This is a genomic window from Bdellovibrio sp. HCB209, from assembly GCF_047306065.1.
Lineage (GTDB): Bacteria > Bdellovibrionota > Bdellovibrionia > Bdellovibrionales > Bdellovibrionaceae > Bdellovibrio.
This window is the reverse complement of sequence record NZ_CP178618.1, coordinates 638,874-652,765: the sequence shown is the minus strand read 5'-3', so window position 1 is coordinate 652,765 and position 13,892 is coordinate 638,874. Positions and strand designations below refer to the sequence as shown.

The window sequence follows — 13,892 nt, the reverse complement described above, 5'->3', positions numbered from 1 at the left end:
AAAAGCCCGGGAAACCGGGCTTTTTCATTTTTAAGTATTCTAACTTTTAAAAATCCAAACTCATTCTTGTCGCATACACACGGCTTTCCAGCGGTGTATTCTTTGTACCAGCGTTATTCGCATAGCTGACCAGATCCAAGTTAAAGATTCCTAGCTCAGCCGACAAACCTGCCGTCCAGAAACCCTGGCTAAGACCTGCGCGGTAGTGACCTTTCCACCAAGAATAAACTGTCCAGTCGAACTCAACACCTGCGTGAGTACCTTTTGTCCAAGACCAATCTGGGTGCATGATGTCTCTGATATCCGCAACGAAACGACCACCGAAAATCCAAGCTCTTGGGAATTCAAACTTAGTACCTACATCGACCACACGGTACAACTTCTCTGGAGAACCGTAGATCTTTTTAGAATCCACCGTCGCATCTTCGTCGTCTTTTTTGATCAACTTCAAAGAGTTATTAAAGCCCGTTTCAGCGATGTTACGAACTACCAACCCCACTGTTGGGCGCGTGTACTGCAGGAATGACATTAATCCTTCAGTTGGAATTTCTGGCGTCCACAAAAGACCCAAATCTGCGTCGATCGTGTAGCCTTCAAGCATGTCTTCTTTTTTAACGATCTCATCACTCGTAGAAAGATCTACGGCGCTTAGGATTTTACTATAGAAACCACGATTTACGAATTTACCAGTCACACCCCAAGAAAGTCTGCCGTGGCTCGCGGCATGAACATCATCACCATAAGAAAGTGCCAACGTCGTATCCGCATACACTGTCGTATACATACTCGGACCAAGTGTTTGGTGATTTCTTAGTTCGATGGACACATCGGCAGGAATAAATGCGATACCCCATTTTGGACGAACCCACACGCCTTCCATTGGCGTTAAACGAACAGAGTAAACGTCGCCATAATGGCGTTGGATCAATTCCAAATATTGCTGTTCTTTTTGTTGATCTGTTTGACCGGACTGTTCGATATCTTGGTATTCGTCCATGAAGTCTTTTGCGCCTGGAGTGGCACCTACCGCCAAAGACAAATTCACTTGTCCTGATTCACGACGAGCCAAACCCGCTGGGTTGTAAAAGATCGATGTGTAATCGTCAGCAACTGCTACGAAAGCATCGCCCATGCCCAAGGCTCTTTGCGATTCGTATTGATGATGGATTGTCGTACTAACCGACTCGACCATCTCGGCGTGAGCTGTATTAGAAAGAAGAAGTGAACAAAGGCCTGTGGAGAGGAGAAGAGATCCTCTTTTAAACATAGAATGTCTCCAATTTACTTTTACAAAGATTGTAGTCGTAAATTATACTTTTTCTTATGCGAGTTTTTATCCTTCCACTTTTTTTGACCTTGGTCTTGTTGTCAAATGTGAGTTCAGCAGCGCCGACTGCAACGACCACATTGGAATCCGCTCCTCTAACTGGAGAGAGCGACCCTTATCTTTCTGACAAAGCGTCTTCTTTACGCACACCTGCTCCAACATGGCAGTTGGGAATTTTGGCAGGATATGCGGGTGGTAACTTCATCGAAAACAATAAGTGGCCGCAAGGTCCCGCATTTGCTTTGCGACTTGCAAACCTTGAACATGAACGCCCCGTTTGGGATCTACATATTGAACTTGAGAAAGACAATATCGTCGGCGTTTTCGGCGCTAAAAGATGGTATGTCGAAAATGACAGATTTATCCCCTATGCCCGCTTAGCCCTCGGAACTTTCTTGGATCCCGATGATGAATTGGGAAATCTGGTTGAAATCAAACGCTTTAGAGCTCGCGCAGGTGTCGGCCTTGGCGAAACCTTTACATTTGAGTTCGGTGTGGGTGTCGCGGTTGTCGGCCCTGACCTGTATGCCTTGCTGGGATACAATATTAACTTCTGACTTCTCGCTTCATAGACAGAGTTGATTGCATCCCCGTGACTCCATTGATACTCCTTTGCTTATCAATCAAGCAAAGGATTCCATATGAAACACCTTATTCTTGCACTTACATTGGCTCTGACTGGAGCTGCAAACGCGTCTTCATTGGGCGAGCTTCGCGGCTTGGGAACAATGACTGTGTCTTACGACCAATTCAACGGCAAAAAAACAGTTCGCAAATACGAAAACTGCAAAGTGGCGATGAACCTAAAACGTTCAGCGACTTCTTTGAGCATGGATTTCGCGGTGATCGATTGCCTAGCGACAAATGATTTCTTTGGCACTTACTACATCAAAGGCGACCAACTGGTTGATGCTAAAGGAAAAGTAAAAGGCAAAGTTTTGCCTGACGGCACTTTCCAAGTTTCTGAAAGATCTTCTCGCATCATCAAAGGAACTAAAACGGAGTACAATTTTGGTGGCGGCTTCCCTCCAGCTCCTGGTATGCCAGGCAATGGCGGCAACTTCCCTGATCCAAACAACCCTCATCGTTGCGTTCCTATCGTTCGCAAAAACAATGTCGAGCTTGTGAAAGTTGTTAACTACAAAATCAAACAACAAGACGATCGCACATGGAAAGTTCAGCGCTTCACAACTGAAGATCAGTTGGCGATTGCGAGCAAAAGTAATGGTCGTTGTCCAGGAACGACTTACAATACGAAGTTGGGTTCAACTTCAGATATCAACGTAGTTCTTAAATAGATAAAAAAAGGGAGACATCAGTCTCCCTTTTTTGTTTCCAGCCACTCTACCAGGCGATCGATTTCTTTGAGCAGGTGCTGCTCGTCTTTATTATTCTGTAAAACAAAATCCGCCTCCGCCTCTTTGCTACTCACTGGAATCTGTGAGGCAATGCGCATATCAATTTCTGATTCAGTTAATTGATTGCGACGAAGCAGTCGTTCACGTTGCTGTGCCTTGGTGCAAGAAACCACGATGATCTCATCAAACTGGTCCTGTGCATGAGTTTCAAAAAGTAAGGGGATATCATAAACCGCTAGAGGAGTATTCATATCCTCAAGCATGCGACGGCGACGACGAATTTCTTGGCGAATCAACGGATGAGTAATGGCCTCAAGAGCATGTAAGCGATCGGGGTTACCGAAAACCATTTGACCGAGCTTTCTGCGGTCCAGGTTCCCGTCTGGCAACAGCACATCACCGAATTCCTGGACGATAGCCTTTAGTCCAGGTGTGCCTGTTCGGACAACTTCTCTTGCGATTTCATCTGCATCTATTACGTTATAGCCGCGATCACGCAAGACTCGACTGACAGTGCTCTTGCCACAAGCTATACCTCCGGTCAGTCCTATCCATTTCATAGCCAAAACTCCTTTAGCCGACAATTTATTTTACCGATACTCCATCCAAAGGGGAACATGATTTCATGTCTCAAGCTGTAGAACAGTTCGGTAAATATATTCTATTAGAGAGAGTCGCCGCCGGCGGTATGGCCGAGGTTTATCTTTCTAAGTCTACAGGCGCTGTAGGGGTAAATAAGTTTGTTGCTATCAAACGTATTCTTCCTCAGTACTCTGATCACCAAGAATTCATTGAGATGTTCAAGGAAGAAGCGAAGATCGCTGTTAACTTGAACCATGGTAACGTTGTCTCAATTTATGAGTTCGGTGTCGAGAAAAACCAATTCTATCTAGTGATGGAATACGTCGAAGGCCGCAATCTTCGTCAAATCCTAAATGAACTTAAAAAAACTACGACTTCTTTTACGATCGAACAGATCATTTACATGATGAAGGAAGTCGCTGCGGGTATGGACCATGCTCACCGTTGCATCGACAATGCGACTGGTAAGCCATTGAATATCGTTCACCGCGATATGAGTCCACAAAACATCATGGTCAGCTTTGAGGGCGAAGTTAAAATTATCGACTTCGGTATCGCAAAAGCAGAATCACAATTAGAAGCAACTAAAGCAGGTACTCTTAAAGGTAAATACGGCTACATGAGCCCAGAGCAAGCGGATGGTCAAAACATCGATCCGCGCACTGATATTTTCTCTATGGGTATCGTGTTGTGGGAGCTTTTGGCGAATGATCGTCTGTTCACTTCTAACAGTGAAGCAGCGATCTTGCGTAAAATCCGCGAGTGCCAAATCCCTAGCATCCGTAAAATCAATCCTTCTGTTCCTCCGGAACTAGAAAGAATTGTTAACAAAGCTTTGGCTAAAGATCGCAGCCTTCGTTACCAAACGGCGGCTTCTTTGCACCGTGATTTGAACAGATTCTTGAATACACAGTATCCAGAGTTTTCTCCTCAGGATTTCTCTGTATTTATGAAAAATGCGTTTTCGGCTGCGTTCCTTGAACAACGTCGTAAACAAGTGGAATTCGCTAAAATCCAAGCGCAACCTACTGAAGACAAAACAGTGGTTACGCAAACAGATACACGCATTCCTCCACAAAGCGTTCCGACTCCCCCATCCGTTGCGGATGACGACGATGACAATGGAAGCTTGAAAATTGATACATCCACTGACATTCGTGTTTCATTAAGTGATTTGAAAACGCCGCCAAAACCAGGTGGCCTTGGCAACACAATTACCGGAACACACAGTCGCACAGGAACGATGTCTCGCAATCCGAATTCAATTTCGGGTGTGCATACTCGTTCGAATATTCCATACAAGCAATCCACGAATGCAATGACTTGGGTCTTGCGTGGTGCCATCGCTGTTGTTGGCGCTGTCGGTGTTTGGTATGGAGCTCAGAATTTCTTATCTAAAAAACCTACGGTTCAAGAGCCGCTAGGTATGGCGCCAGTTCATACTGAGCCTGTTGTACAAACGACGGCTCCGTCTCCTGAAGTTCCACAAACGACAGAGAGTGCATCAACGGCGACGAACTATACTGTGACTGTTTACAGTAACCCACCAAAAGCCCGTATCGTGGTTGATGGTGAAGACACAGGCCAGTTCACTCCATACAGCATGCAAAGAAAGGCCAATACTCCTTTCAGCTTGCGTCTGGTGAAAGAGGGCTACACTGATTTAGTAACAACCGTAACACCAACTTACGAGGCGTATTCATTTACTGGCACTTTACAAGTTCTTCCAAGAGTGGCATCAGTTTACATTAACATTGTAAACGGTGGTGCTAACGTTGAGTTAAGAATTGCTGGAGTTCCTGTGTCGATCCGTTCGTCGAGCGAAGGTTACTTAATTCAAGCGGAAGTCGGCGTTAAGATCCAGGCCTACAACAAAGTCACTAAGCTTTCTGCAGAGAAAACTGTGACGATCCCGGCCAATCAAAAACGCACCATTGAGCTTTATTTGCAGTAAGCAGTAAAGCTCCCCGTACATATTATTTTTCGCATCTAGGAGTTTCATCATGAAGGCGAATTCTCTGACCCTGGGTCAATCCATTCTGACAATGACGTCACGAGATCCACAGCAAGTTGCCGTTAAATTCAAAACAGGCAAAACGTGGACTGAAAAATCCTGGAAACAATACTACCAAGATATCGAAACTGTGGGCGCTGCTCTTTTAAGCCTAGGCGTAAAACCCGGTGACCGTGTTGCGATCATGGCGAACACTCGTTATGAGTGGTCTGTATCGGATTACGCGATCTTTGGTATCAAAGCGATCACCGTACCTATCTATCAAAACAATATCGCTGAAGACGTTGAATTCATTTTGAACAATTCCAAAGCGCGTTTCTTGATTTGCGAGAGCCGTGGTCCTTTGAAAACTTTTGAATCTATTCGTTCTAAGTGCCCTCATGTTGAGAAGATCATCGTGTTAGATGAATCCCATGCACCCGGCGAAAACTTACACTGGAATCAATTGCTAAAACATGGTGCTGAGTATTTGGATAAAAATCCAACGTGCTATAAGGACCTGTGTTCGACTTTGAAACCTGATGATATCGCGACGATCCTTTATACTTCTGGTACGACGGGATTGCCTAAGGGTGTTGTTTTGACTCACACGCAAGCTTTTGGTGAAGTAAGTGAAGCCTTCCCGTTTGCGGGAGCTGTTCCCGGCGACACGTCTTTAACTTTCTTGCCGTACGCTCATATCTTGGGTCGTATCGAGCACTGGGGGCATTTGTACATTGGCTTTACTATGGCCTATGCAGAAAGCCTTGAGAAAGTTCGTAACAACTTGGCGGATGTCCGCCCTACTATTCTTGTTTCTGTCCCTCGTATCTTTGAAAAAATCCACAGTGCGATCTTGGCGCAAGTTCAGACTCAGCCATTGAAACTGAAATTGTTTAATTGGGCTGTCGACGTGGGCCGCGAAGTGGGCGAATACAAACTGTCTGGCCAAGTTTTGCCAGTTACTTTGTTAGCGAAATACGAATTGGCTAAAAAATTAGTTCTTGGAAAAATCACTGAGGCCTTTGGTGGTCGCCTGCGCTTTGCGATCAGCGGTGGTGCTCCGATTTCTAAAGAGATCTCGATGTTCTTTCACTCCGCTGGCATCTTGATTTTGGAAGGTTACGGCCTGACAGAAACGACAGCGGCAATCACTGTGAATACTCCGTTCAACTATCGCTTTGGCAGCGTGGGTCGCCCGATTGGTGACGTTGAGTTGAAAGTCGCAGCTGACGGCGAGATCTTAGTTAAATCCAATAAAGTGATGAGAGAATACTACCTGAATCCTGAAGCGACGAAAGACGTCTTCACGGATGGTTGGTTCCACACGGGTGACATCGGCGAGATCTTGCCAAGTGGTGATTTGCGTATCACAGATCGCAAAAAGGATTTAATTAAAACTGCAGGTGGTAAGTACGTGGCGCCTCAACGTTTAGAAACGTTGTTGGTCTTATCGCCTTATATCTCCCACGCCTTGATCCACGGCGATCAAAAAAAATACATCGTGGCATTGATCTTCCCAGATCAACTTGCGGTGAAAGCTTTGGCGCAAGATAAAGGTATCAAGTTCAATGACTGGAGTGACTTGGTGACAAGTCCTTTCGTTGAAGAGTTGATCCGCAACGCTGTCGCTGAAGCGAATGCGCAACTGGCGAGTTATGAGAGTATTAAGAAGCATATCATCATGCAGAACGAGCTGACGGTGGAGAATGGGGAACTCACTCCTTCGATGAAGCTAAAGCGTAAGAAGCTGGATCAGAAGTTCACGGCTGAAATTGAAAAGATGTATGCGTAAAATAAAAAACTCCGACCTCATCAGTCGGAGTTTTTTGTTTTCAACGCACTCAGCAACCGCTTCGGTTGCTGCATGCATCATTGACGGTGGTTGGAAAATCTTAACGCAGACTGAACCCGCCATTTTTCATATCGTCGAAACCAGCGAACGCTTGCTTCAATGTATCACTGAATACTGTCGAACGGCCCTCTGCCACGTCGTATGTTTTGCAGGGAACAGAGAACACAACCTTAAACGCTTTACATTTTACTTTCGTATTGCAGCTGGTGTTGTTACACGCAATCGGTGTTCCGCTGAAATAACTCAAGAATGGTTTTGAGCGGAACTCCTCGTTCACGATCGCAGCCTTACACGCATTGTATTTTTCCATCGACTTATCAGATGGACACATCCAATCCGCCAATGCCGTTGCGAACTCAACACGAGTTGATGACGGAGTTGCTGGAGATTTTGTCGGATACAACATCGTCAAGTGAACCAAAGCGCGAGGAATTTGCGTCGCATCTGGTGCAAACACTTTATAGAAGCCCAAACCACGGCTGAATCTACCGAAGGAATCATGGTACGGAATATTCACAGGCTTCAAACGCACACAACGACCATCGGCACAGCTCAACGTATTTTGCGTTAACTGAGACGTGCTGGATTTCCAAGAAAGATTCCCTGGATAAAAACCTGGATCGTTGTAGTACCACTGACCATCGCTTTTCAAATTCTGAAAGTTAGATCCAGCGAAAGAACCAAAAACCGGACGATTCCACAAACGAGCCGCCGTCGGTGCCAACAACCACGCCGAGTTGCAAGAGTGAATCACTGCAAAACCATCGGTTCTGATAAAGCGACCCAAAGCTGCAAAGGAATCATCATCATGATCCAAACGCTTGTACTTCGTTTGCAAACGGAAGCCATTGTAAGTGTTTGCATGACCATAGAACTGCATCGAGCTTGCACGCACACCAAGGCTGTTCAAAGTCGCGACCAAACGCTCCCCTGTTAAACCATCCTTATCTGCACGGCGCAGATTCAAGCCGCCTTTTTCAAGCAAGCTGCCTTCGTACCCTGCGCTGTCGTTGACCGCAGCGATAATCACACGTTGTCTAGCAGGGAAACGATCACGAGAAATACGTGCGCCCAAAACTGCCGAGTGAGTGAATTGATTGCCCTGATCTCCACCGAATCCAGCAATGAAAATGTCAGTAGCAACATTAGGATTTAGACGAGCTGGCTCTGTCGCCACCAAATACGCAGAAGCGTTTTGTGCAGACAAAACAAGGCCCACCATCAACAAAGAGAAGATACATTTTTTGAACATAGCTGTGACTCCGTTTCTAAAGGAGTCCTGCTATAGCATAAGCGACGGACCTTGCAAGCTTCACCGACCTTTAAATTTTGCAATCTAAAGTGGTGACCAATTTACATGTAGAAACGAAATCCTAAGGAGATGAACCCACCGCTTAAGTCTAAAACGCGACTCGATGAGCCATTGTTGACTGCGGAACCGCTGGAAACCGCGCCATTAAAGGTGTTGTAGTCTTTGGAATATTTCAGATTATCAATTTTAAGCTGCTTATATCCGAACTGAAATGCGTAAGTGATCGAGTCAGATAGCTCGCCCTCATAGCCAATCCCCGCCGCTAACTCTGTACCAGAACCTTTCGATTCAATCACTGTATCCACACCGGGATAAGCCGATGTGCCCGCAGCCGTCAGAGTATAGGAATTTTTTAAAGTAACGTTGGCAAGTCCGCCTGAAACAGAAAAGAACGAGCGCGAAACATTATCACCGTGCAAGTTCAACTCAAGAGTCACCTTCGGAACAAATCCCAAAATCTCACTTTCGCCCGAATAAACTTGAGTGCCGCCACCATCCGAACCAGAAATGTTATTTACGGGAGAGGGTTTCAATATACCGATACCGAATGCCAAATTGATTTTCGAGCGAGAAAGTAAAAGACCAAACTCCCCGCCATAATTGAATTTGCTTTCACCGGAAACTGAAACACTGCTGGCTTCATTTTCAAAACCCTTGGAACCCACTGCTGAGGGGCCTCCGGAGATTGAAAAATACGGCGCCATAGACTCGCGATTAATATTAAATACACGAGCCTGAGCGGCGTTTGAAAAAATCAGAAGTATTAGAGCACCGAGGACTGCCTTCAAGGGCTTACTCCGCCAGCAGATCGATCACGACTTTCGATGTCGTTTTTTTACCAGCAACTTGGTAAACGCGAACTTTGGTATTTTGTTTCAAATCCATTGTTAGATTCAAAGAGCTATCCACAGGATCCAAGTTCATCACAGTTTTTCTGATCGCCAAAGAGTCCTTAAAACGGTGGCTCAAAGCAATTTCGTTAACCAATGAATTTGGCATTTGTGCGAATGTCAGAACCAAACGTTGCGGTTTGTTTTTAAGTTCCGCATGGAAGTACCCAGGCCAGCCTTTGATTTTGCCACCATTTTGGTCGCCCACATCAAAAACAATACGCTCGACACGTTTGCCTTTATCCGCAGTTTTACGAACATCCATCAACGTAAAACCGGAGCCCGCAAGACCGCCGTAAAGCTCGCCTTTTCCTGAAAGAATTTTTGGGGCCGCATTGTTTGATTTTTTAGGAATGGCAGCAACCGCTGGAAGCGCCAATAGAAGAGATAGCAAACATCCCATGTATTTCATTATCGATTCCTTTCGATAGATAAATAGAGGCTTCACTCCGAATTCCGTGGAGTAACTATACCTTCATGCTGCCACTCAATTGCTTCGCTGCCTACTAATTTGCGGCGCAAGGTGCCCTAAAACGGCATACCCCCTGGAAATTCTGCCACTCAGCTCAAATATAACGGGGTTTCAAGATGAGACACTGGGGGCATACCTCTTGAATTACAAGGCGATGTTGATGCTTTTACTTTTTAAGGAGTACCTATGAAAAGGCTCTTCGTAGTTTTGATGACATTAGCAGTAGTAGCTTGCGGTGATGGTGGCGGCGGAGGCGGCGGTACAACCGTTGGCACAACTCCAGTCCAAGGCGACACTCGCTGTATTTCTTCGAGCACTCTGTGTAATAACGGTGTGTACGGTCAATACTCTGGTTGGATGCCATATAGCTTCCCATATGGTGGTACAAACTATGACTATACGACTTACTTCCAAAACAACGGCGCTTGCGGTTGTCAGTATGGATATGCTCCAGCATATAACTCTGTGATGGGTATGGGTTGTTACCGTATTCAATCTGGTTTCAACTGGAATATCGCTTACGCATTTACTTATAACAATGCGATGAACAACTTCATGGCGGCTCCTCAATCGAGCTATAACTTCCAACAGATTTCAGCAATGCCGAATGGTAATGGTGCAAACTGCGCTAACAGAATCGCAACTAGCTGCTTGATCGACCAAGCAAACTCTTGCGGTGGTGGTTCTTACTGCCAACAAACGGTTTCTGGTTCGAACCTTGGTATCTGCGTAAGTGGTGGTTATAACAATGGCGTTTACAACAACGGTTACCCAACGACTTACCCTGGTACTTACTACCCAGGCACATACTATCCAGGTAACTACTACCCTGGTTCATACTACCCAGGTGCTGGCGTTGGTTTCGGTATCGGCTTCGGCGCAGGTTTCCGTTTCTAATCTTTAATTAAGTTTAAATAAGAGGAGTGCGGCGCTCCTCGCCGGTTTTAACCGGTTTATATGCCGCAACATTCATGGGCTCTTAGTGGGAACTACCTCTAAGAGCCCTTTCATATTGAGGCGCGGCATTTGGGTCCGCAAGTATCACCTAAAAGCACCAAATTTTAATTAAAAAACAGGGTCGTTAACACGGGCTTTTTTCCTTTATTTTGCGCTATTCTCAAGGGATAACCAGAGGCGTTTTATTAGCTCTCAAACAGGAGTATCTCTATGAGCACCAACAATCCTCTTTTAGCAACGTTTACGGCTAAAGATCAGGCAGTCCCTTTTGATAAAATCAAAGTGGAGCACTACCTACCAGCACTTGATGAGGCCGTGAAAATCACGAAAGCCAACATCGAGAAAATCAAAAACAATTCTGCAACTCCAGATTTCGAAAATACGATCGTGGCTTTGGAAACAGCTTCTGAAGTAACAGACCGTATCGCTTTGATTTACGGAAACCTAGAATCAGCTCACTCTGATGAGGCTTTCCAAGCTTTGGCAAAAGACATCTATCCAAAATTGACAGCGTTGAGCTCTGACATCGCTTTGGATGAAGTGATCTTCAAAAAAGTAAAAGCTGTGTACGACAACCGCGCCAACTTGAAACTAACAGGCGAGCAAAACCGCCTTCTTGAAAAGACATATTTGTCTTTCGCTCGCAACGGTGCGCTTTTGTCTGCGACTGATAAAGAAACTCTTCGTCAGATCGACCAAGAGATGTCTGTCCTTGGTCCGAAATATTCTGAGAACGTTTTGAAAGCGACAAACTCTTTCGAAATGGTTTTGGAAGACCACAAAGACGTGGCTGGAATTCCAGAAGGCATCCTTGAGGGGGCAGCAGTAGCGGCTCAAGCTAAAGGTAAAAAAGGTTGGTTGTTCAATCTACAAATCCCTTCCTACCTGCCATTCATGACTTACGCGAACAACAGAGCTTTGCGCGAGAAAATGTCTAAGGCATTTGCTTCCCGTGCATTCGGTGGCGAATTCGACAACCAAGAGATCGTTAAAAAAATCGTTACTCTTCGTTCTCGTCGTGCGAATTTGTTGGGTTTCAAAACTCACGCTGAATTCGTTTTGGCAGAGCGTATGGCTCAAGATCCAAAAACAGTGAACACATTCTTGCACAAGCTTTTGGATGCTTCCAAAGCAGCTGGTCAACGTGACGTTTCTGAAGTGGCAGCCTTCGCTGGTCAATTGGATGCAATCCCTGAATTGAAACCTTGGGACTTCGGTTACTACTCTGAAAAATTGAAAGAAGAAAAATACGCTTTCAACGAAGAAGACCTGCGTCCTTACTTCCAATTGGAAAATGTGGTTGAAGGTGTGTTTGCTCACGCGAAACAACTTTACGGTTTGACGTTCAAAGAGAACAAAGACATTCCAGTGTACCACCCAGAAGTTAAAGCGTACGAAATCTATGACGACAAAAACCAATACATGGGCTTGTTCTATACAGATTTCTTCCCACGTGAGACTAAAAAAGGTGGCGCATGGATGACTCAATTCCGTGGCCAAGGTTTGATGGATGGTAAATTGGTTCGTCCACACGTTTCTATCGTGTGCAACTTTACAAAACCAACTCCGACAAAACCTTCTCTTTTAACTTATGACGAAGTTCGTACTTTGTTCCATGAGTTCGGTCATGCTTTGCACGGTATGCTTTCTGATGTGACTTACCAATCCTTGAGCGGTCCAAATGTTTACTGGGATTTCGTGGAGCTTCCTTCACAAATCATGGAAAACTGGGCTGGCGAAAAAGAAGGTTTGGATTTGTTTGCTCGTCATTACGAAACAAAACAACCAATGCCAGTTGAGTTGATCGAGAAGCTAAAAGCTTCGCAAAAATTCCAAGCAGGTTACGCGTCTTGCAGACAGTTGCAATTCGGTATGATGGATATGGCTTGGCATACAGCGGATCCTTCCCTGATCAAAGACGTCGACACATTCGAAGAGCAGGCAACGGCCGAAACTCGTTTGTTCCCTAAGGTGCCTGGCACAAATAGCTCATGCAGCTTTAGCCACATCTTTGCAGGCGGCTACTCTGCAGGTTATTACTCTTACAAATGGGCTGAAGTTTTGGATGCGGATGCATTTGAATACTTCCGCGAAGAGGGATTGTTCTCTCCGCAAGTGGCTCGTAAATTTAAAGACTTCATCTTGAGCAAAGGTGGAACTGAACATCCTATGGATCTTTACAAAAAGTTCCGTGGCCGTGAACCAGATCCAAATGCTTTGCTAAGACGTGACGGATTGATTTAATGAAGAAAACAGCGATGAAATCGAAAAGTCAGTTAGTGATTCCAGGCAAAAGCAATATTGCCTTGGTTTATCGTCTGGAGACCGCTCGCGCAGTTGCGCTGGCAAAAAAGGTGGCTGAGTTTCTAACGAAACAAGGCCATCAAGTCTTCACAGCGCCAGGACAAAAACTGGTGGCTGGGACTAAGCTTGCCTCCACTAAAAAACAACTCGATTCTTTATCGCTGGTTATCGTCTTAGGTGGCGATGGTACTTACTTACGTGCCGTTCGCACGCTCGCTGGCCGTGATGTTCCTATCTTGGGTTTCAATATGGGCTCCCTGGGTTTCCTAACGGCTCACAACGCTGATACCACTTTGGAAGTTGTTCAAGACACTTTGAATGGTGAGATGGAACTGCGTCCGCGTTCGATGATTTACGCAAAAATTTTGCGTAAAAGAAAAATCCGCGCGGAATACCACGCCCTAAATGACATGGTGATTGAAAGAGGTTCCTTGAGCCAATTGATCAACACCGCTATTTATTCTGATAAGTATATGGTCAGTGAAGTGAAGGCCGATGGTTTCATCGTGTCTTCACCTTCGGGTTCTACAGCCTACAACTTGGCTGCTGGCGGTCCGATTCTGCACCCTGAGGCTCCGGTTTTGGTAATGACACCGGTGGCTCCTCACAGCCTGACGTCCCGTCCTTTGATCGTTCCTGATTCAACTAAATTGTCCTTTAAGCTTGATGGTAAAACCCAAAAAGCCCATTTCATCGTGGATGGACAAAAGATGACAGAGATCACGGCCGACGATGAGGTTGTTTTGACTCGCTCTCAATATGATCACTGGATGGTCCGTCATCCTGATCACAATTACTTCCATTTGCTTCGTGAAAAACTTAAATTCGGAGACCGGACTTAG

Annotated in this window: 12 protein-coding genes; 7 read left to right on the top strand and 5 right to left on the bottom strand. The window is 45.4% G+C overall.

The genetic code is table 11. The features are described 5' to 3' along the window. Nucleotides 1-46: 46 nt before the first annotated feature. A complete protein-coding gene (locus ACLVWP_RS03175) occupies nucleotides 47-1,267 on the bottom strand; it encodes a hypothetical protein (protein WP_413560039.1) in 1,221 nt (406 codons plus the stop codon). A gap of 56 nt (nucleotides 1,268-1,323) precedes the next feature. Between ACLVWP_RS03175 and ACLVWP_RS03170 the strand changes: the two genes are divergently transcribed. Continuing rightward, nucleotides 1,324-1,884, top strand: coding sequence for a hypothetical protein (locus ACLVWP_RS03170; protein ID WP_413560038.1), 561 nt, complete (start codon nucleotides 1,324-1,326; stop codon nucleotides 1,882-1,884). Nucleotides 1,885-1,968: 84 nt separating this feature from the next. Beyond that, complete coding sequence (locus tag ACLVWP_RS03165; RefSeq protein ID WP_413560036.1) at nucleotides 1,969-2,625, top strand: hypothetical protein; 657 nt, start codon at nucleotides 1,969-1,971, stop codon at nucleotides 2,623-2,625. 17 nt (nucleotides 2,626-2,642) lie between these two features. Here the strand turns inward: ACLVWP_RS03165 and coaE are convergent, their stop codons facing one another. Beyond that, nucleotides 2,643-3,245: a dephospho-CoA kinase gene (coaE, locus tag ACLVWP_RS03160; protein ID WP_413560035.1), complete on the bottom strand. Its 603-nt coding sequence runs from the start codon at nucleotides 3,243-3,245 to the stop codon at nucleotides 2,643-2,645. A gap of 65 nt (nucleotides 3,246-3,310) precedes the next feature. Between coaE and ACLVWP_RS03155 the strand changes: the two genes are divergently transcribed. Further along, a complete protein-coding gene (locus ACLVWP_RS03155; protein ID WP_413560034.1) occupies nucleotides 3,311-5,221 on the top strand; it encodes a protein kinase domain-containing protein in 1,911 nt (636 codons plus the stop codon). A 49-nt stretch (nucleotides 5,222-5,270) separates the two neighbouring features. Then, nucleotides 5,271-7,055 (top strand): AMP-dependent synthetase/ligase, encoded by a 1,785-nt coding sequence (locus tag ACLVWP_RS03150; RefSeq protein WP_413560033.1) that lies wholly within the window; start codon nucleotides 5,271-5,273, stop codon nucleotides 7,053-7,055. A gap of 100 nt (nucleotides 7,056-7,155) precedes the next feature. Here ACLVWP_RS03150 and ACLVWP_RS03145 read toward each other — a convergent pair whose 3' ends face one another. The 3 genes from ACLVWP_RS03145 to ACLVWP_RS03135 form a co-directional block, all read right to left on the bottom strand. Further along, nucleotides 7,156-8,367 carry a hypothetical protein gene (locus ACLVWP_RS03145; protein ID WP_413560031.1) on the bottom strand — a complete coding sequence of 404 codons (1,212 nt, stop codon included), beginning with the start codon at nucleotides 8,365-8,367 and terminating at the stop codon, nucleotides 7,156-7,158. A 101-nt stretch (nucleotides 8,368-8,468) separates the two neighbouring features. Beyond that, nucleotides 8,469-9,215, bottom strand: a complete 747-nt coding sequence (locus tag ACLVWP_RS03140) for a hypothetical protein (RefSeq protein WP_413560030.1) — start codon at nucleotides 9,213-9,215, stop codon at nucleotides 8,469-8,471. A 4-nt stretch (nucleotides 9,216-9,219) separates the two neighbouring features. After that, nucleotides 9,220-9,729 carry a hypothetical protein gene (locus ACLVWP_RS03135; RefSeq protein WP_413560028.1) on the bottom strand — a complete coding sequence of 170 codons (510 nt, stop codon included), beginning with the start codon at nucleotides 9,727-9,729 and terminating at the stop codon, nucleotides 9,220-9,222. A gap of 246 nt (nucleotides 9,730-9,975) precedes the next feature. Between ACLVWP_RS03135 and ACLVWP_RS03130 the strand changes: the two genes are divergently transcribed. The 3 genes from ACLVWP_RS03130 to ACLVWP_RS03120 all read left to right on the top strand — a co-directional run bounded on the left by ACLVWP_RS03130 (nucleotide 9,976) and on the right by ACLVWP_RS03120 (nucleotide 13,892). Next, nucleotides 9,976-10,686 (top strand): hypothetical protein, encoded by a 711-nt coding sequence (locus ACLVWP_RS03130; protein WP_413560027.1) that lies wholly within the window; start codon nucleotides 9,976-9,978, stop codon nucleotides 10,684-10,686. 270 nt (nucleotides 10,687-10,956) lie between these two features. After that, nucleotides 10,957-12,990, top strand: coding sequence for a M3 family metallopeptidase (locus ACLVWP_RS03125; RefSeq protein WP_413560025.1), 2,034 nt, complete (start codon nucleotides 10,957-10,959; stop codon nucleotides 12,988-12,990). Continuing rightward, nucleotides 12,990-13,892, top strand: a complete 903-nt coding sequence (locus ACLVWP_RS03120) for an NAD(+)/NADH kinase (protein ID WP_413560023.1) — start codon at nucleotides 12,990-12,992, stop codon at nucleotides 13,890-13,892. Before ACLVWP_RS03125 ends, ACLVWP_RS03120 begins: the two co-directional genes overlap by 1 nt.

Coding starts and splice junctions, on each gene's coding strand:
- ACLVWP_RS03145 (WP_413560031.1), bottom strand. CDS start 8,367: ATGTTCAAAAAATGTATCTTCTCTTTGTTGATGGTGGGCCTTGTTTTG.
- ACLVWP_RS03170 (WP_413560038.1), top strand. CDS start 1,324: ATGCGAGTTTTTATCCTTCCACTTTTTTTGACCTTGGTCTTGTTGTCA.
- ACLVWP_RS03135 (WP_413560028.1), bottom strand. CDS start 9,729: ATGAAATACATGGGATGTTTGCTATCTCTTCTATTGGCGCTTCCAGCG.
- ACLVWP_RS03125 (WP_413560025.1), top strand. CDS start 10,957: ATGAGCACCAACAATCCTCTTTTAGCAACGTTTACGGCTAAAGATCAG.
- ACLVWP_RS03150 (WP_413560033.1), top strand. CDS start 5,271: ATGAAGGCGAATTCTCTGACCCTGGGTCAATCCATTCTGACAATGACG.
- ACLVWP_RS03120 (WP_413560023.1), top strand. CDS start 12,990: ATGAAGAAAACAGCGATGAAATCGAAAAGTCAGTTAGTGATTCCAGGC.
- ACLVWP_RS03175 (WP_413560039.1), bottom strand. CDS start 1,267: ATGTTTAAAAGAGGATCTCTTCTCCTCTCCACAGGCCTTTGTTCACTT.
- ACLVWP_RS03165 (WP_413560036.1), top strand. CDS start 1,969: ATGAAACACCTTATTCTTGCACTTACATTGGCTCTGACTGGAGCTGCA.
- coaE (WP_413560035.1), bottom strand. CDS start 3,245: ATGAAATGGATAGGACTGACCGGAGGTATAGCTTGTGGCAAGAGCACT.
- ACLVWP_RS03130 (WP_413560027.1), top strand. CDS start 9,976: ATGAAAAGGCTCTTCGTAGTTTTGATGACATTAGCAGTAGTAGCTTGC.
- ACLVWP_RS03155 (WP_413560034.1), top strand. CDS start 3,311: ATGTCTCAAGCTGTAGAACAGTTCGGTAAATATATTCTATTAGAGAGA.